This is a genomic window from Kribbella sp. NPDC056861 (assembly GCF_040687575.1).
GTDB lineage: Bacteria > Actinomycetota > Actinomycetes > Propionibacteriales > Kribbellaceae > Kribbella.
On the sequence record NZ_JBFBNQ010000009.1, the window covers coordinates 345,560 to 362,300 of the forward strand.

Here is a 16,741-nt window from a genome sequence, read left to right on the forward strand (position 1 = left end):
AGGTGTTCGGTGATCAGCTGCGGACGAGACGGGCGATGGCGTCGGAGGCCTCGCGGACCTTCTCCTCAGCCTCCGCGCCGCCCTTCTGCGCGGCCTCGACCACGCAGTGCGACAGGTGCTCGTCCAGCAGCTCCAGGGAGAAGGACTGCAGCGCCTTGGTGGCCGCCGAGACCTGGGTGAGGATGTCGATGCAGTACTTGTCCTCCTCGACCATCCGCTGCAGGCCGCGCACCTGCCCCTCGATCCGGCGCAGCCGCTTCAGGTGGCTGGTCTTCTCCGAGGTGTAACCGTGCACGTGCTCGGCGCTGTCTTCGGTGGTCATGGCGGTTCCTCTTCTCCACTGCTACCCCTGTGGGGTATGTCGACAGCCCAAAAAATACCCCCTATGGGTATCAAATGCAACTAGCGTGAACGCCACCCCGCCCAGCGGGCAACAACAGGCATGAGAGCGATCCGCTACGACAGCCCGGAGGCTGACATCGGCACAGGTGAGGACAGGCCCGCGCTGGGCGGCCTGGACGCCGGTGCGGAGTTCGGCCGCCTGTTCGACGCCTATGCCGCCCAACTCCACCGGTACCTCGCCCGCCGGGTCGGCGCCGAGCATGCCCATGACCTGGTCAGCGAGACCTTCCTGGCGGCCTTCAAGCAACGCCAGACCTATGACCCCGCCACCGCCGCGGTCCGCGGCTGGCTCTACGGAATCGCGACGAACCTCGCTCGCCGGCACGTCCGGCAGGAGGTCCGGGGGCTCAGGGCCACCGCGCGGGCGGACAGCGGCAGTACGCCGTACCAGCCGTCGCACGAAGGAGCAGTCGCGGAGCGGGTGGACGCGCAAGCGATGGCCCGCCGGATCGCGCCGGCGATCGCGGACCTGTCACCCGGTGACCGCGACGTTCTGCTGCTGACCTCGTGGGCCGAGCTGTCGACCGTCGAGGTCGCCGACGCGCTCGGCATCCCGGTCGGCACGGTCCGCTCCCGCCTGCACCGCATCCGCCGCCAACTCCGTCTCCAGGAGGCGACCCATGACTGAGGACAAGCTGATCCACCTGTGGTCCGAGGACGACCTGGACCGCGCGCTCGGCGCGCTGCACGACGACGTACCGACCGACCTGAGCCGGCTGGAGTCGTCCCGCGCCACGTTTCTGGAGACCCTCGACCGCCCGGTACGCCGTAAGCGCCCCTGGGCCTACGCGTTGACCGCGGCCGCCGCGGTGGTCACCCTCGTCGTCACCGGCTTCCTGATCGCCACGAACTCGCCCGGCGGCAGCGCCGAGGCGAAGGCGGAACTCAACTCCGCCGCGGATCACGTGGTCGCCGAGGATCCGGTCATCCCACCCGGCAAGTACCGCCATCGGGTCACCCACTCCTGGGCCGAAGGATTCACCGAAACAGCTCCGAACAAGGGCGTCACCTACCTCGAGGAGTCACTGAGCGAGACCTGGATCCCGGCCGACCGGACCCAGGAGTGGTTGCAGAGCAGCGTGATCACCGGCAACCGAAAGCTGCTCACCGGCACCCAGCAGGACCTCGACTTCGTGAACAAGCTGATGGACGGAAGCAAGAAGCCGCAGGTGCTGCGGGCCAAGTGCGGTGACTTCTACCTCGACGCCGGCCAGCAGCCGTGCGCCGAGACGGGCAACTGGGGTGACCCCACACCGGCTTGGGTGGCTGGCCTGCCGCGCGATCCCGAAGCGCTGTACCAGCGGCTGAAGAAGGATGCCCCTCGCAACGGCCGGGGCGAGACCGAGCTGCTGGTGTACGCCGCGGACGCGTTGCGGACCGGCGAGCTGCCGGCCGACGTACGGTCCGCTTTGTACCGGGCGCTGGGCAACCTCGACCACCTGGAGGTGTCGGATCGCGCGGCCAACCTGGCCGGCAAGGTCGGCATCGCCTACGGCAGCGATGACGGCGAGCGGCGGCAGGAGATCATCATCGATCCGCGTACCGGCGATTTCATCGGCGAGCGGACGGTCATCACCAGCGGCAGGAACCGCGGCCTGGTGACCGGCTTCAGCTCGGTCTCCAGCAGCATCGCCGATCAGCTCGGCAAGTAGTGGCAACCGAGCAACAAACCCGGCGAGGTGGACGTCTGTCTCTGCGAAGATGAGCGTCCACCTCGCCGAGGTGGCGAAGAACGAGAGGGACGGTATGCCTGACCTGGCGATCCGCACGCAGGCGCTGCGGAAGACCTACCGGACCCGGCGCGGCAAGCGCGTGGTCGCGGTCCAGGGTCTTGACCTGGAAGTGCCGATCGGCGGCGTGCACGGGTTCCTCGGGCCGAACGGGTCCGGCAAGACCACCTCGATCCGGATGCTGCTCGGGCTGGTCCGGGCCGACGCCGGCACCATGACGGTGTTCGGCCAGGTGGTGCCCGACCGGCTCCCCGACGTGGTCGGCCGGATCGGCGCGATCGTCGAGTCGCCGAAGTTCTTCCCCGCCTTCAGCGGCCGGAAGAACCTCGAACTGCTCGCCGACGCGATCGGCGCGCCCCGCCGCCGGGTCGGCGAGGTGCTGGCCGAGACCTCGCTGAACGAGCGCGGCAAAGACAAGTTCAAGACCTACTCGCTGGGTATGAAGCAGCGGCTGGCGATCGCCGCGACGCTGCTCAAGGAGCCCGAGCTGCTGATCTTCGACGAGCCGACCAACGGGCTCGACCCGGCCGGCATCCGGGAGATCCGCGAGACCATGCGCGGGCTGGGCGAGCAGGGCCGGACGGTGCTGGTCAGCAGCCACATCCTGGCCGAGGTCGAGCAGGTCGCCGACACCGTCTCGATCATCGGCCACGGCCGGTTGCTGGCCTCCGGCACCGTCGCCGAGGTGATCGGCGGCAGCGGCAAGTCGAGCGTCAAGGTCGCGCTCGGTGAGCACGCGGCGCACCAGGAGCAGGCAGCTGCCATCCTCACCGCGGCCGGCATGACAGTGCGGGCTGAAGGCAACTATCTCTTCGTCGACGGCGCCGAGCACTCCGCCGAGGTGACCAAACGTCTTGCCCAGCAGGAGTTGTACGTGTCCGAGCTGATCCCGGTCCGTGCCGACCTGGAGTCCGTCTTCCTCGAGCTCACCGCCGACGAGGGTCTGGGAGGCGTCCAGTGATCCGGCTGACCCGAGTCGAGCTGCGCCGGCTGACCTCGCGCCGGCTGACGATCATCGGCGTCGCGGCCGTCCTGATCATCACTGCGTTCCTGCTGTTCGCCACCTGGCGCGAGGCCCGGCCGTTGTCGGCGGCCGAGCAGCAGCAGAACCAGGCCTACTTCGAGCAGGCGCAGAAGGACTGGCAGCAGAACGGAGCGCAGTACCAGAAGGACTGCGAGGCGTCGTACGCGCAGACGCCCGACCCGAGGCCGTCGCTGCAGGAGTTCTGCCCCGGTCCGCCGACGATCGACCAGTTCGGCAAGCCGCAGACGGTGTTCGCCGAGATCATGCCCGGTCTGCTGCAGGGATCGTCGTACCTGCTGGTGTTCATCGCGTTCCTGATCGGCGCCAGCTTCCTCGGGGCCGAGTTCAGCAGCGGATCGATCGGCAACTGGCTCACCTTCGAACCACGCCGGCTGCGGGTCTACGGCAGCAAACTGCTCGGCGCCGCGATCGGGCTGGTCCCGGTGGCGGTGGTGATCACCGGCATCCTGATACTGGGCACGTTCCTGATCGTCGACCAGCTCGGCAGCACCGCCAGTACGACGAGCAAGGTCTGGGGCAATCTGTTCGAGACGGCCGGACGGGTCGTCCTGCTGACCGCGGTGGGGGCGGCGCTGGGTAGCGTCGTCGGGTTGTTGCTGCGGCACACCGCGGCGGCGATCGGCCTGGTGATGGGGTACATCGTGATCGTCGAGGGCGTCTTCGGTGGCTTCCTGCAGAAGACGCAGCCCTGGTTGATCCGGCTCAACTTCGACGCCTTCGTCGGGCACGGTACGACGTACTACGTCGAGCAGTGCACTACCGGAGAGGGCGGCAGCTACAACTGCAACTCGGTCGCCAAGCACCTGTCCTTCGAGCACGGCGCCTGGTACCTCAGCATCGCCAGTGTCGCGTTGATCCTGCTCGGGGCGCTGGTCTTCCGGCGCCGCGACGTCAACTAGCGGTTCTTCTTCTCCTGCTGAACAGCGCAAGACCAAGAGTGACGAGTACTGCGGCTCCGCCGGCTGCCAGGCCCAGATCCAGGCCTGGCGGCCGGAAGCTGCAGCTGACCTTCTGACTCGGCCCCGGCAGTTCCACCGCCAGCAGCCCACCCAGGTTGGTCGGCTCCTTGGCGTCGCCGCCGTCAACAGCGCAACGCCAGCCGTCGATCCGCGGTACCGAGACCACCGCAAGCCCAGTACTGCCGGGCTTCAACGTCGCCTCGATCGAGTGTCCACCGGCCTTCACCTCGGTCGGTCCCGACGCGCGCAGCCCGGCGACAGCTGCCTTCAGCTTGGCGGGATCGAGACACCCCATCGCGCCGGTCAGCGGAATCGGTCCGCCGGAGTCGATGACCTTCAACTCCACGACCGCCACCCCACTGGCCGGCGTCGGCCCGAGGTTCAGCATCTCGCTGCTGGTGTTGATCCCTGGCCGCCGCGGCGCCGCGAGCTGCTTCCAGTCGCCGTCCGGCCCAAGCCGTGCCTCGCCGGAGACGCGTGGCAAGGACAGATAGACAGGCGACCCGACCGCACACCGGGCGGTCAGTGAGACCACCCCTGGTGTGGTGGTGCTCCGCCCCTTGTACTCCGGTACGTCGTACACCTTCGTGCCCAGGATCCTTTCCTGGAAGGCGAAAGCGCTGGCCGGCTGCGGCGCGTCGTCGGCCGGCTTGGGGTGCACGGTGACCAGCGGCGGCACCTCGGCCCGCTTGATGTCGCTGCCGTCCAGCTTGGCGCCGATCGAGAAGATGGCGTCGGTGACCGGGTTGTCGAGCGCGTAGGAAGCACGGCCGTAGCCCGCCCAGCCGAAGCCGAGCTCGGTCAGCGTCTGGTTGAGGGTCTTCGGCAACAGACTGCTGTAGAAGCCGCCGCCTTGGCCGCCGAGCAGCATCGGGTCGTTGGTGGTCTCGACCGTCCCCGGATCAGTCCGGTACTGCGGCCAGCCGGATGCCTCGCGCACCTTGCCGGCCAGCTCGGTCTGCCTGGCTCCCCAGGGTGGCGCCGAGACGGTCAGGAGCTTGCCGCGCTGCTCGTCGACGACGATCGCGGTCCAGGCGAGCTCCACCCCGACCGCGCCGAGGACCAGGACGGCTGCGACCAGGGCGACCAGGCGCGGGCGGCCGACGTACCGGAGAGCCAGGAGGACCAGCAGCATCAGGACGCCCGTGCAGCTCAGGACGATGATGCTGCCTTTCGTCAGCAAGGGACTGTGCTGCGTGCAGATCGCCAGTGTGACGACCAAAGCGGTGCCGCCGGCCAGGGCGATCCAGCTCGGGGCGCGATCGGCGACGGACAGCCACGCGGCGATCACCAGAATCGCGCAGAGCACGAATCCCTGCCGGTACTGGCTTCCGTTCGGGGTGTCGAAGCCGTGCCAGATCTCGTGCGTCGGGGCCCAGAGGAACGAAGCGCCGACCAGCACGGCCAAGGCGGTCCAGGCGATCCGCGTGACCGCCCTGACCGAACCGTTGAACGGCAGCGTCGCCGCGAGCAGCAGGGCCGCGGTTCCGACGTACAGGCCGGCGCCGCGGCCGACGCCTTCGGACAGGGGGAGGAGTCGCGAGAAGAAGTTCTCCAGCGGTACCGGGACGAAGATGCCGGAAGGGGAGGGGGCTGCGAGGCCGTTGGCTTTGACGAGGGGGATCAGGATCGGGGTCGACAGCGCGAGGCCGAGGACCGAGACCACGGCGTACCGGAGTACGCCGCGTAGCCGGTCCGCCCAGGCGGCTTCGCTGGTGAGCACGCCGACCACGAAGATGAGGGCGGCGGCGATCGTCGCCATATAAGCGGTGTAGAAGTTGGAGACCCAGAAGACGGCGATCACCAGCACGCTGAGGGTGCGGTGCCTGCCCTTCAGCGCCCACACGCCGACCAGGCAGAACATCGGCAGCGCGATCAGCCCGTCGAGCCACATCGGGACGTAGGCGCCGTCGTCGATCGCCCAGCCACACAGCCCGTACGAGGCGCCGAGCGCCGCGGCCAGCCACCAGGGGCCGGGCCGCATCCGGCGCAGCAGGAAGGCCATCGCAGCGGCCGCCAGGGCCAGCTTCAGCGTGCTGATCACGAACACGGCCAGGTCGATGTCGTCGCGGGGGAACAGCACCACCAGGAACGACAGCGGGCTACCGAGATCGACGCCGTAGTCGGCCAGGAAGCCGACGCCGAAACCGCTCTGCCAGTTGAACAGGAAGTCGCCCTGCGCGTTCCCGGTCAGCACGTCCCACAGATGCGCGAAGAACGGAACGTACTGCGTACCAAGGTCGTTCGTGCTCCGCGACTTGTCCCCGAAGGGAAAGGTGCCCCGGGCAATGCCTGCCGCGACGAACCCCAACGCGGCCACTGCTGCCGCCACCAACGCCTCGGGCGCAGGCAGCCCCTTCCGACGGGTATCGTCCGCGTGCAAGGATCCTCCGGGATGTGATTCGAGCCCGCGCCCCCGCGCGCCGGACGGCCTGCCGCCCGCCAGGTTACACTCCTGCCGGTCTAGTCCATCTCTCTTGGAGCGCAATGCGCCTGACGCTCGTGGTTCCCTGTTACAACGAGGCCGACGTGATCGCCCGGTTCCACCAGGCCGTCAGCCGCGAGCTTGCTGGTACCGACGAGCCGTACGAGATCATCTACGTCGACGACGGCAGCACCGACGGGACGCTGGACGCGCTGCTGGAGATCGCCGGCGCCGACCCGACCGTGCGCTACCTGTCCTTCAGCCGGAACTTCGGCAAGGAGGCGGCGATGCTCGCCGGGCTGCGGCACGCGAGCGGCGACGCCGTGATGCTGATGGACGCCGACCTGCAGCACCCGCCCGAGTTGATCGGCCGGATGCTCGAACTGCACGGCCGCGGCTTCGACCAGGTGATCGCGCGCCGGACCCGCGCCGGTGATCCGGCCACCCGGACCTTTCTGGCCAGGACTTACTACTGGCTGATCAACCGCTGGGCCGACGTCGAACTGGTCGACGGGGTCGGTGACTTCCGGCTGATCTCGCGGCGGGCGGTCGACGGGCTGCTGAAGCTGGAGGAGAACAACCGGTTCTCCAAGGGGCTGTTCGCCTGGATCGGCTACGAGTCGGTCGTCTTCGAGTACGAGAACGTCCAGCGCGACGGTGGCGGCCGGAGCAGGTGGTCGTTCCGCAAGCTGTTCGAGTACGGGCTGGACGGGCTGATCTCGTTCAACAACAAGCCGTTGCGGGCCGCGATCTACGTCGGCATGCTGCTCACCACGGTGGCCGTGCTGTACGCGATCTGGGTGATCGCGGTGGCGGCGACGCAGGGCGTGGAGATGCCGGGGTACGTGACGCTGATCGCCGCGATCACCGGGCTCGGCGGGCTGCAGATGGTGATGCTCGGGGTGATCGGCGAGTACATCGGGCGGATCTACTACGAGACCAAGCAGCGGCCGCATTATCTGGTCAAGGAGAGCAATCTGACGCCGCCGGGCGTTGTGCTCGGGCCGGCGGTGACGTCGGTGTATCGGCTGCAGGTGCATCCGGACGAAGTACGGCTGGATCGGAACTGAAAAAGCTGGCCCCCGGAGTCGGAAACTCCGGGGGCCAGCTTTTGTACGCAGTACCTGAGATCAGGCGGTGAGGCGCTCCTCGGTGGAGGTCGAGAAGAGGTGCAGCTTGTCGGTCTGCGCCTCGAGGTGGATCAGCGAGCCCTTCTCGACGTTCATCCGGGCGCCGATCTTGGCCACGATCTGCTGGTGGTTGCCGTCGTGCTCGGCGGTGCCGTAGAGGAACGCGTCAGCGCCGAGCTCCTCGATCACGGCCACCTTCACCGGCAGGCCGGTGTCGGAGACCTTGAAGGCCTCCGGGCGGACGCCGATCGAGACGGTCTTGTCGCTGCCGGCCTTGGCCAGGATGTCGCGGCCGACCGGGATGGTGTAGTCGCCGAGCTTGACGCCGCCGTCGACCAGGTCGCCGGTCAGCAGGTTCATCGCGGGGGAGCCGATGAAGCCGGCCACGAACAGGTTCTTCGGGTTGTCGTACAGGTTCAGCGGGGTGTCGACCTGCTGCAGCAGACCGTCCTTCAGCACCGCGACCCGGTCGCCCATCGTCATGGCCTCGACCTGGTCGTGGGTGACGTAGACGGTGGTGACGCCGAGGCGCTGCTGCAGCTCGGCGATCTGGGTGCGGGTCTGGACCCGGAGCTTGGCGTCGAGGTTCGACAGCGGCTCGTCCATCAGGAAGACCTGCGGGTTACGCACGATCGCGCGACCCATCGCGACCCGCTGACGCTGTCCACCGGACAGGGCCTTCGGCTTGCGGTCGAGGTACTCCTCCAGGCCGAGCAGCTTGGCGGCCTCCAGGACGCGCTTGGCGCGGTCCTCCTTGGAGACACCCTGCATCTTCAGCGCGAAGCCCATGTTGTCCGCGACCGACATGTGCGGGTAGAGGGCGTAGTTCTGGAACACCATCGCGATGTCCCGCTCTTTCGGCGGGCGGTGGGTGACATCGCGGTCGCCGATGTAGATGGAGCCCTCGTTGACCTCTTCGAGGCCCGCGAGCATCCGCAGCGAGGTGGACTTGCCGCAACCCGACGGGCCGACGAGCACCATGAACTCGCCGTCCTCGATCTCGAGGTTCAGCTTGTCGACGGCGGGCTTCTCAGAACCGGGGTAGACCCGGGATGCCGCCTTGAACGAGACAGTAGCCATGACTGTGTACCTTCCTTCACCGGCAGGAACGTGCCGGACGATCCGAGTAAAGGCCCCCAAGCGGGGGTGCAGCCATCCTCACCTGACCGGCAGCTCCTGACAAGGCGTACGGCGTGTGACTTGTCCGTTCTGTTCACTCCCTGGACACTTCCGCGCAGGTCAGGCTGCAACTTCTTGCAGGTTCTTGCTGCAAGTTCAGTGACCGGTGGGTAAGGTGCCGCCGTGAGCAGTAGAGCGAGGCTGGCCGACATCGCCGTCAAGGCCGGCGTCAGCGAGGCGACGGTGTCCCGGGTGCTGAACGGGAAACCAGGGGTCGCCGACGAGACCAGGCAGGCGGTGCTGACCGCCCTCGACGTCCTCGGCTTCGAACGCCCGACCCGGCTCCGCCGCCGCTCGGCCGGCCTGATCGGGCTGGTGATGCCGGAGCTGATCAACCCGATCTTCCCCGCCTTCGCCCAGGTGATCGAGTCGGCGCTGTCCCAACGCGGCTTCACTCCCGTGCTGTGCACCCAGTCGCCGTCCGGCGCGACCGAGGAGGAGTACGTCGAGATGCTGCTCGAACGCGGCGTCTCCGGCATCATCTTCGTCTCCGGCCTGCACGCCGACACCGGCGCCGACCACGGCCGCTACCAGTCCCTGGTCGACCGCAACCTCCCGGTCGTCTTCGTCAACGGCTGGCTCCCCGGCGTCGAGGCCCCGTTCGTCTCCTCCGACGAACACGCCGCGATGGAGCTGGCGGTCTCCCACTTGGTTGCCCTAGGCCACCGTCGGATCGGCTTCGCGTCGGGTCCGGAACGCTTCATCGTCGTCCAGCGCAAACTCGCCGGCTACCGCACCGCGATGAAAGCCCAACTCGGCCTGACCGATGCCGACCTGGGTGACCTCGTCCAACTAAGCATGTTCGGCGTCGAAGGCGGCCATGCCGCGGCCCAACGCCTGCTAGACGTCGGCGTCAGCGCAGTTGTCTGCGGCTCCGACATGATGGCCCTAGGCGTAATCCGAGCCGCCCGCCAACGCGGCCTCACGGTCCCCGGCGATTTCTCGGTCGTCGGCTACGACGACGCCCCGATGATGGAATTCACCGACCCGCCGATGACGACGGTCCGCCAACCAGTACAGGCAATGGGTCTAGCCGCCGTCCAGTCTTTGCTCGAAGAGGTCCGAGGCCACGCGACTCCCCACACCGAGTTCCTCTTCCGCCCAGAACTCGTAGTCCGCAACACCACGGGCCCCCACCGCCCCACCCAGAACTGAAGAGCAAAGAACAAGAGCAAAGAACAAGAGCAAAGAACAAGAGCAAAGAACAAGGATAATTTAGTGCGCACCTCGGCCTGTGGCTGGGAGAGTGCCGCGCCACCGGTCGGCATCGGGGTGAGCCACAGGACAAGCAACAAGAGCAAGAACAAGAAGACAAGAACAGAAGAGATGGTGCGCGAGGCTGCGGGTGGCTGGGGCAGTGCCGCGCTGTGAGCTAGCAAAGGGTGAGATCAGCGGACGATCACGGTCGGCCGGAAGCACCGTAAGTTAGCGATCTGTCAATTCGATACCGAAGGCACCCGGTTACGTCTGCGGCTGGTAGCAAGTGCGGTGGGGTCAGGGGCAGTGAATAGGCCGGTTTCAACCGGCGGAGCGCAGGTGGACTTCTCCTGCGGCGATGGCCGAGGTGAAGGCTGTCCACTCGGACTCGTTGAACTTCAACGAGAGCGCGGGATCAGCAGTCAGGAAGACTGACACGCCAGTTGGTTCGGCCCTGTAGATGAGGCGTCCGGGTGACACTGCTCCAGCCAGTACGGCGGAGGTGAAGTCGTCCCACTCGCGATGAGAGACGCGAAAGGTGACACCACCGGGGTCCTTGGTGTCGCCGAGGTGGACGCCGTCGGTCGCGTGGGCCCACTGGACACAGTCATTGGTCTGGCTGAAGCTGCTCTTGCGAAACACCAGCGGTGCAAGCGACATCGTGGCCTCCCCGACAACGAGCGTAAACGAGAACAGCTCACTAAGCCACAGGGCTACGGACAGCGACGATGGGCCGGTCCGAGGTCTTGCGCCGAGGGCCGGTGAGAACTCACCATGGTGCACTTAGCTGCCTCATCCAGGGGGACGCGGTGATGGGCACTGTCCAGAATTACCTTGTGCTCGCGGCGATCGTGGCGATGTACACCCTCGCCGTCGGCGCGATAGTCCTGCTGCTCACCGCCGGGGTCGCCGCGGTTGCGGTCGACGCAGTTCGCGTTCCACTGCAGATCGGCATCGGTGTCACAGCCGTCCTGGTAGGCGGCTTGGCCGGTACGCGGCTGCTGGTGCAGAAGGGTTTGGTCGGCTTCGAGCAGCGGTGAGCCGACGCTGCGGAGTCCGGTGGTGAAGCCGGAGCTCCGAGCGTGGTGTCGCGGAGGTGACTCAGTCCGTCGGCCGCTCGGGTCGTGAGAACCGGTAGCGGCGGATCTCCTCGACCTCGTCCTCGAACGACGGGAAGTCGTCGGCCTTCTCGTGCAGTTCGGCGAACAGCTTGCGATGGATCTGGACCTCTTCGGGCTTGTCGATGCTGACGGTCTCGATGTCGGCGCCTTCGAGGTACAACGTGTCGGGCAAATCGTCGTCGAACTGGAAGATCGTGAAAGCGGTACCCATCCGGGGATGGGGGCCGGATGCCAGCGGGAGCATCGACAGCGTGATGTCGCCTTCCTTTGCCAGCTCGAGCAGGTGGTTGAGCTGTTCGAGCATCACCTCGTTGGTGCCGACCTTCCGGCTGAGCGCCGGCTCGCCGAGGATGAAGTTCAGCTCCGGCCGGGAGGGCGACTCGAGCACGTTGGCCTGACGCATCATCCGCATCTCCACCTGGCGTTCGATCCGCTCCGGCCCGAGCTCCAGGGCCCGCGACAGGTTGCGGGCGTAGTCCTCGGTCTGGAAGAGGCCGGGGATCACGGACGGCTCGTACTTGTAGATGACCTTCGCGCGCATCTCGAGCCCCATCAGCTCCTGGTACTCGCGGGTCGCGATGTCGCTGAAGGCTTCGTAGGTCGTCTGCTCGCGGGCCTGCTTCGCGATCTCCACCTGCTCCGCGACCACCTCTGGGTCGGTCTCGCGGTACAGGGACATCAGCGCGCGCATGTCCGACGGCGTGATCGGGGACGTCCCCTGCTCTAGCCGCAGCAACTTGCTGACCGACCAGCCGAGCTCCTCCGCCGCGTCCTTCTGCGTCAGCCCGACGCCGGCTCGGTACCTGCGAATCGTCGTCCGCAGTTTGACGCGCGCGAACTCCGCGCCGCCACCGGATACCACCTCGGTCACGCCGGTCACCTCGCCCTCTGCGTAGAGCGCCCTGTCCGAGCGCCACCCCCACCAGCACCGCCCAGTACGTACAGCATAGTGCCACTTTGCCACGTGAGCATCCTCTGGCTGCGATGCAGTTTTTCGCGATCAGGCTCTGTGCTACATAGCACGGTAGGAGTTAGCATGGAGCGATGTTACTTCTTGATACTAGTGATTCTGCAACTCGGCACCCGGTCGACAGCGGATAGCGAGGCACCCAGCCCGGAGGGGAGGGGAAATGTCGAACACCACTCAGCCCGTACCGGGCGGCAGCACCCCCACTCCGAGAACACGCTTGAGCGTCTTCTTCCAGAGCCTGAGCCCGACCAGCCTCCGGCAGCGCCGAGTCGCTCGCCTGAAGGCGAAGTACGAGGCGGAGTCAGAGCTCCGCTCACTGAGGACACAGCGCCGCAGGTCCAGGATCGAGGGCGGCGAGGAGATCCGGCAGCTTAAGGCGAAGGCCCGCGCCGATCGCGCGAAGCTCGCTCGCGAAGCCGAACTTCAGCGTGCCAAAGACAAAGCAGCCAAGATCCAGCTACAACGCCAGAGCGAGTGCCAACCGCTGACCGGCATGGACGGCAACCCGCTGCTGATCATCGCGAGCTCACGCCGGATGACCGTGCACGCCGTCCTGGCCTGCATCGGCATCTTCCTGCTCCCAGCCCTCGGCATCGGAGCCGTCGCCTACGCCGTCGGCGCCTACCTGGGCCACGCGAGCATCACCCTCATGCTCGGCACAGCCGGCACCGGCGTAGTGATGACAGCAGCCGGCGTACTGCGCTACGTCCGCCGAGCCGGCAACGAGCCCCCCGACGACAACCCGGCCGAATAGGTCCAGCACAAAGAACTCCGGCCCGGAGCCGTCCCCTGCCGGGCGGTCCGAGCCGGAGGCTCTTGCGGGCTACCTCACTTGGAGGTGTGGAACGCGGCCTTCTCGCCAAGGCTGCTGAGTCCGTTGGCCCACAGGCTGTTGACCTGGGCGCGCTCGTTGGCGTCCGGGTTCGGGTTGGTGCAGGAGGGGCCGGGGCCGCCGCCGGACATCAGTTCGGAGCAGGGGCCGGAGTAGTGGTCCGGGAGGCCGAGGACGTGGCCGGTCTCGTGGGCGGTGATCCGGGTGGAGTCGTACTGCTGGGCCTGGGCATAGTCCAGGAAGATGTAGCCGGAGCCGTGGCCGTCGGTCGACGCGTAGGAGCCGCGCGAGTCGTTGCCCTCGGTGTAGTAGAAGTCGTAGTTGCTGCCTTCGACCAGGGTCACGTTGCTGACCGAGGAGTTCCAGATCGACGTGCTGGAAGCGATCTCGGCGGCGAAGGTCGGGGCGTCGACCGCGTAGGTGACGGTGACGGCGGCGGCCTTGTTGCCGGACTTGGCCTGCTTGGCCTTCACGGACTTCATCACCGCGGCGTAGAACGCCTTGGTGGCGGCCTCGTCCTGCGGTGAGCCGGTGTACGCCGAGACGGTGGTCGGGGCGGTGGTGGTGCTGGGCGCCTCGGCCGTGGGGGCGGCGGCGGCGAAGGCGGGAACGGCGAGCGCTGCGGCTGCCAGTCCGGCCAGGGACGTCAGGATACGGCGATGCGACATGGGAGGGCCTCACTCCGTGATCTGTGGCGGAAAGCGACCGGCGGATTACTGATCGCTACAGATCGGAGCCTGCCAACAGTCGGCGATTTTCACACCAGATCGGGAAAAAGGTAGGGGTTAACCCTCGTTCACCGACAGCGCGCCTATGACCTGTCATAACTCGCCAGGTATGCCCACGTTCAGAATGCGGGCACCGGGTCCGCGCTCGGCCAGCTGGTCGTCCTTGTTGTAGAGGTTGCAGCGCTGCAGGCTCAGGCAGCCGCAGCCGATACAACCGTCGAGATCGTCGCGCAGCCGCTCGAGCTCGGCGATCCGCTGGTCCAGCCGGCCGCGCCAGGACCTCGACAACCGGCTCCAGTCGGCCCGGTTCGGAGTACGGTCACCCGGCAACGAATCCAGCGCGGCCTTGATCTCGGCCAGTGCGAGTCCGACCCGTTGAGCGGCCTGCACGAACGCGATCCGGCGCAGGGTGCCGCGCTGGTACTGCCGCTGGTTGCCGGCCGTCCGCCGGGAGGTGATCAGGCCCTGGTCCTCGTAGAACCGCAGGGCCGACGCGGCGACACCGGAGCGGTGGGCGATCTCCCCGATCGAGAGCCAGTGGTCCTTGCTGGGAATGGTGTCCTCCGCCATACCTTCACCCTAGATCGCCCACACAAGAGCTGAAGCGAACTTGAGCAATCGAGATCCGCCCGGTACTGCGAGGGCGCCCGGGACGGTGGTTTACGCGCGTTAACTCAAGTGGTCACTGGCCGTGGTCAGAGCCCGCGCCGGGACGGGGTATACTTTTCGGGTCGGTGCGCGAGTCGCGTCACCAGAGCATTTCCCAGGCGCTCCGACCCGTCGGTTTCAGCATCCCGCTGATGGACCACCGGCGACATGGGTGCAATCCGCGATAGCACCCGCAGGTCGATGCCTATCTCCTGCCCAGCACGGTTCAGTCCGGCCAAAGAATTTTGGCCGGCGCTCGCGTGCGGCTCCGATCCGGCATCAGTCCGTGACGTTGAGAGAGAGATTGCGTGTCCCAGCACCACCAGGACCAGTTCGTCCCCGCCGAAGGCTCCGAGGCCGATGGCCAGAAGAAGCCCCGGCACAAGAAGTTCCAGACCCAGTCGTACGGCGAGCGGATGGCCGCTGAGCTGGACGCCCCGAACACCCCCGGCACCGAGCGCAGCTCGGCCCGGGTCGAGAAGGTTGCCCCCGCTCCCGAGCGTCGCGGCGGCCCCTCGCAGTACTCCGACCGCGGCAGCCGCGGCGAGCGCCGGGACGCCCCGGTGAAGGGGTACCGCGCCGCCGAGCGGAGCACCAGCCGCCCGGAGCGCTCTTCCTACCCGAAGAGCAGCTACCAGGGCTCCTCGGACAAGCCGGCCTTCCGCAGCAACGACCGGGACAGCCGCGGTTTCGACCGGCCGGCCCGCGACGACCGCCCGGCCCGTAGCGACGACCGCCCCGCGCGGAGCTTCGACCGGACCGAGCGTCCCGCCCGTGACGACCGCCCCGCGCGCAGCTACGACCGGACCGAGCGTCCGGCCCGCAGCTTCAACCGGGACGACCGGCCGGCCCAGCGCACCAACGAGGGACGTGACAGCCGTGGCTTCGACCGCGACCGTCCGGCCCGCAGCTACGACCGCAGCGACCGCGCCTACGACCGCCCCGAGCGCACGTTCGAGCCGATCGAGGACCTCGGCGAGGTTGCCGAGGGCAATGGCTTCGCCGCCCTCGGACTGGCGCCGCGGCTGGTGCAGCGGATGGCGAAGGACGGCATCAGCCAGCCCTTCCCGATCCAGGCTGCCACCATCCCGGACGCGCTGGCCGGCAAGGACGTGCTCGGCCGTGGCCAGACCGGTTCGGGCAAGACGCTCGGCTTCGGTCTGCCGACGCTGATGCGCTTGGCCGGTGGCCACACCGAGTCGCGCCGTCCGCGCGGCATGGTGCTGGTGCCGACCCGCGAGCTCGCCATGCAGGTGCACGACGCGCTCGAGCCGCTCGCCCACGTGATGGGCGTGACGATCAAGCTGATCGCCGGCGGGCTGCCCTACCCGAAGCAGATCGAGTCGCTGCGTCGCGGCGTCGACTTGCTGATCGCCACCCCCGGCCGGCTGATCGACCTGTGTGAGCAGGGCGCTGCCGACCTGGGCGCGGTCGAGGTGGCCGTCCTCGACGAGGCCGACCACATGTGCGACATGGGCTTCATGCCGGCCGTCACCACGCTGCTGGACATGACCCCGAAGGAAGGCCAGCGGCTGCTCTTCTCGGCCACGCTGGACAACGACGTCGACAAGATCGTGAAGACCTACCTGAAGGACCCGGTCACGCACTCGACCGAGTCCGGCCAGGCCACCGTCTCCACGATGGAGCACCACCTGCTCGTGATCGAGCCGGGTCACAAGCAGTCGCTGACGGCCGAGCTGGCCAGCCGCGACGGCCGCACCATCGTCTTCGTCCGTACCAAGCTGGGCGCCGACCGCGTCGCCACCCAGCTGCGCGACCGTGGCGTGATGGCCGCGGCGCTGCACGGCGGCCTGACCCAGGGCGCGCGCAACCGCACCCTGGACCAGTTCAAGGACGGTTCGGTTCCGGTGCTGGTCGCCACGGACGTCGCGGCTCGCGGCATCCACGTCGACGACGTCGGCCTGGTCGTTCAGGCTGACCCGCCGGCCGAGCACAAGGACTACCTGCACCGCGCCGGCCGTACTGCGCGCGCCGGTGGCAAGGGCGCCGTCGTGACCCTGCTCCTGCCGCACCAGCGTCGGGGCATGATCCGGATGGCCGAGTCCGCCGGTGTCGAGGCCGAGCCGGTCCGCGCCCGTCCGGGCGACGGTCTGGTGACCGAGCTGACCGGTGGCACCAAGCCGTCGGGCCTCCCGGTCAAGCTGCCGGCGCCGAAGCCGGTCCGTGGCAGCGGCGGCTTCAACAAGGGCGGCAAGCGGTTCGGCGGCGGTGGCGGTGGCTACCAGGGCCGTGGCTCCAGCGGTGGCGGCAGCCGTCGTCCGGAGCGCTCGAGCAGCAGCCGTTACGAGGGTGGGAACAAGACCTACCAGCGGTGATCTGACAATCGAGACCCCGGCAACCAGGTGGTTGCCGGG

Annotated in this window: 16 protein-coding genes; 9 read left to right on the top strand and 7 right to left on the bottom strand. The window is 67.8% G+C overall.

What is annotated here, in order from left to right; genetic code table 11:
• Positions 1-13 precede the first annotated feature (13 nt).
• Positions 14-295, bottom strand: coding sequence for a metal-sensitive transcriptional regulator (locus AB0P21_RS38530; RefSeq protein WP_363704153.1), 282 nt, complete (start codon positions 293-295; stop codon positions 14-16).
• Positions 296-442: 147 nt separating this feature from the next.
• Here AB0P21_RS38530 and AB0P21_RS38535 point away from each other — a divergent pair, with 147 nt between their 5' ends.
• The 4 genes from AB0P21_RS38535 to AB0P21_RS38550 are packed head-to-tail and all read left to right on the top strand — an operon-like array spanning position 443 to position 4,076.
• The gene (locus tag AB0P21_RS38535; RefSeq protein WP_363703953.1) at positions 443-1,030 is read left to right on the top strand and encodes an RNA polymerase sigma factor; all 588 of its coding nucleotides are present in this window, start codon (positions 443-445) and stop codon (positions 1,028-1,030) included.
• Positions 1,023-2,054, top strand: a complete 1,032-nt coding sequence (locus AB0P21_RS38540; protein ID WP_363703955.1) for a CU044_5270 family protein — start codon at positions 1,023-1,025, stop codon at positions 2,052-2,054. The genes AB0P21_RS38535 and AB0P21_RS38540 overlap by 8 nt, the downstream gene beginning before the upstream one ends.
• Positions 2,055-2,103: 49 nt before the next feature.
• Positions 2,104-3,093 carry an ATP-binding cassette domain-containing protein gene (locus tag AB0P21_RS38545; RefSeq protein ID WP_363703957.1) on the top strand — a complete coding sequence of 330 codons (990 nt, stop codon included), beginning with the start codon at positions 2,104-2,106 and terminating at the stop codon, positions 3,091-3,093.
• The gene (locus AB0P21_RS38550) at positions 3,090-4,076 is read left to right on the top strand and encodes an ABC transporter permease subunit (RefSeq protein WP_363703959.1); all 987 of its coding nucleotides are present in this window, start codon (positions 3,090-3,092) and stop codon (positions 4,074-4,076) included. Before AB0P21_RS38545 ends, AB0P21_RS38550 begins: the two co-directional genes overlap by 4 nt.
• Here AB0P21_RS38550 and AB0P21_RS38555 read toward each other — a convergent pair.
• Positions 4,069-6,519, bottom strand: coding sequence for a YfhO family protein (locus AB0P21_RS38555; protein ID WP_363703961.1), 2,451 nt, complete (start codon positions 6,517-6,519; stop codon positions 4,069-4,071). The two genes, AB0P21_RS38550 and AB0P21_RS38555, sit on opposite strands and share 8 nt — an antisense overlap.
• Before the next feature lie 104 nt (positions 6,520-6,623).
• On the opposite strand from AB0P21_RS38555, the gene AB0P21_RS38560 reads away from it, so the two are divergent.
• Positions 6,624-7,631: a glycosyltransferase family 2 protein gene (locus AB0P21_RS38560; RefSeq protein ID WP_363703963.1), complete on the top strand. Its 1,008-nt coding sequence runs from the start codon at positions 6,624-6,626 to the stop codon at positions 7,629-7,631.
• A gap of 60 nt (positions 7,632-7,691) precedes the next feature.
• Here the strand turns inward: AB0P21_RS38560 and ugpC are convergent, their stop codons facing one another.
• Entirely contained in the window at positions 7,692-8,771 is a 1,080-nt protein-coding gene (gene ugpC, locus AB0P21_RS38565; protein WP_363703965.1) for a sn-glycerol-3-phosphate ABC transporter ATP-binding protein UgpC, read from the bottom strand.
• 222 nt (positions 8,772-8,993) lie between these two features.
• Here ugpC and AB0P21_RS38570 point away from each other — a divergent pair, with 222 nt between their 5' ends.
• The gene (locus AB0P21_RS38570; RefSeq protein WP_363703967.1) at positions 8,994-10,025 is read left to right on the top strand and encodes a LacI family DNA-binding transcriptional regulator; all 1,032 of its coding nucleotides are present in this window, start codon (positions 8,994-8,996) and stop codon (positions 10,023-10,025) included.
• Positions 10,026-10,388: 363 nt separating this feature from the next.
• Here AB0P21_RS38570 and AB0P21_RS38575 read toward each other — a convergent pair whose 3' ends face one another.
• The gene (locus tag AB0P21_RS38575) at positions 10,389-10,727 is read right to left on the bottom strand and encodes a DUF397 domain-containing protein (protein ID WP_363703969.1); all 339 of its coding nucleotides are present in this window, start codon (positions 10,725-10,727) and stop codon (positions 10,389-10,391) included.
• Between the two features lie 152 nt (positions 10,728-10,879).
• Between AB0P21_RS38575 and AB0P21_RS38580 the strand changes: the two genes are divergently transcribed.
• Positions 10,880-11,107, top strand: a complete 228-nt coding sequence (locus tag AB0P21_RS38580; RefSeq protein ID WP_363703971.1) for a hypothetical protein — start codon at positions 10,880-10,882, stop codon at positions 11,105-11,107.
• Between the two features lie 61 nt (positions 11,108-11,168).
• Here AB0P21_RS38580 and AB0P21_RS38585 read toward each other — a convergent pair whose 3' ends face one another.
• Positions 11,169-12,059 (bottom strand): helix-turn-helix transcriptional regulator, encoded by an 891-nt coding sequence (locus tag AB0P21_RS38585; RefSeq protein WP_363703973.1) that lies wholly within the window; start codon positions 12,057-12,059, stop codon positions 11,169-11,171.
• Between the two features lie 259 nt (positions 12,060-12,318).
• Here AB0P21_RS38585 and AB0P21_RS38590 point away from each other — a divergent pair, with 259 nt between their 5' ends.
• Positions 12,319-12,912 carry a hypothetical protein gene (locus AB0P21_RS38590; RefSeq protein WP_363703975.1) on the top strand — a complete coding sequence of 198 codons (594 nt, stop codon included), beginning with the start codon at positions 12,319-12,321 and terminating at the stop codon, positions 12,910-12,912.
• 74 nt (positions 12,913-12,986) lie between these two features.
• On the opposite strand, the gene snpA is transcribed toward AB0P21_RS38590, so the two are convergent.
• On the bottom strand, positions 12,987-13,658 hold the full coding sequence (gene snpA / locus AB0P21_RS38595) for a snapalysin (RefSeq protein WP_363703977.1): 672 nt from the start codon (positions 13,656-13,658) through the stop codon (positions 12,987-12,989).
• A gap of 153 nt (positions 13,659-13,811) precedes the next feature.
• Positions 13,812-14,288, bottom strand: coding sequence for a redox-sensitive transcriptional activator SoxR (soxR, locus tag AB0P21_RS38600; protein WP_363703979.1), 477 nt, complete (start codon positions 14,286-14,288; stop codon positions 13,812-13,814).
• A gap of 386 nt (positions 14,289-14,674) precedes the next feature.
• On the opposite strand from soxR, the gene AB0P21_RS38605 reads away from it, so the two are divergent.
• Positions 14,675-16,702 carry a DEAD/DEAH box helicase gene (locus tag AB0P21_RS38605; RefSeq protein ID WP_363703981.1) on the top strand — a complete coding sequence of 676 codons (2,028 nt, stop codon included), beginning with the start codon at positions 14,675-14,677 and terminating at the stop codon, positions 16,700-16,702.
• Positions 16,703-16,741: the final 39 nt, after the last annotated feature.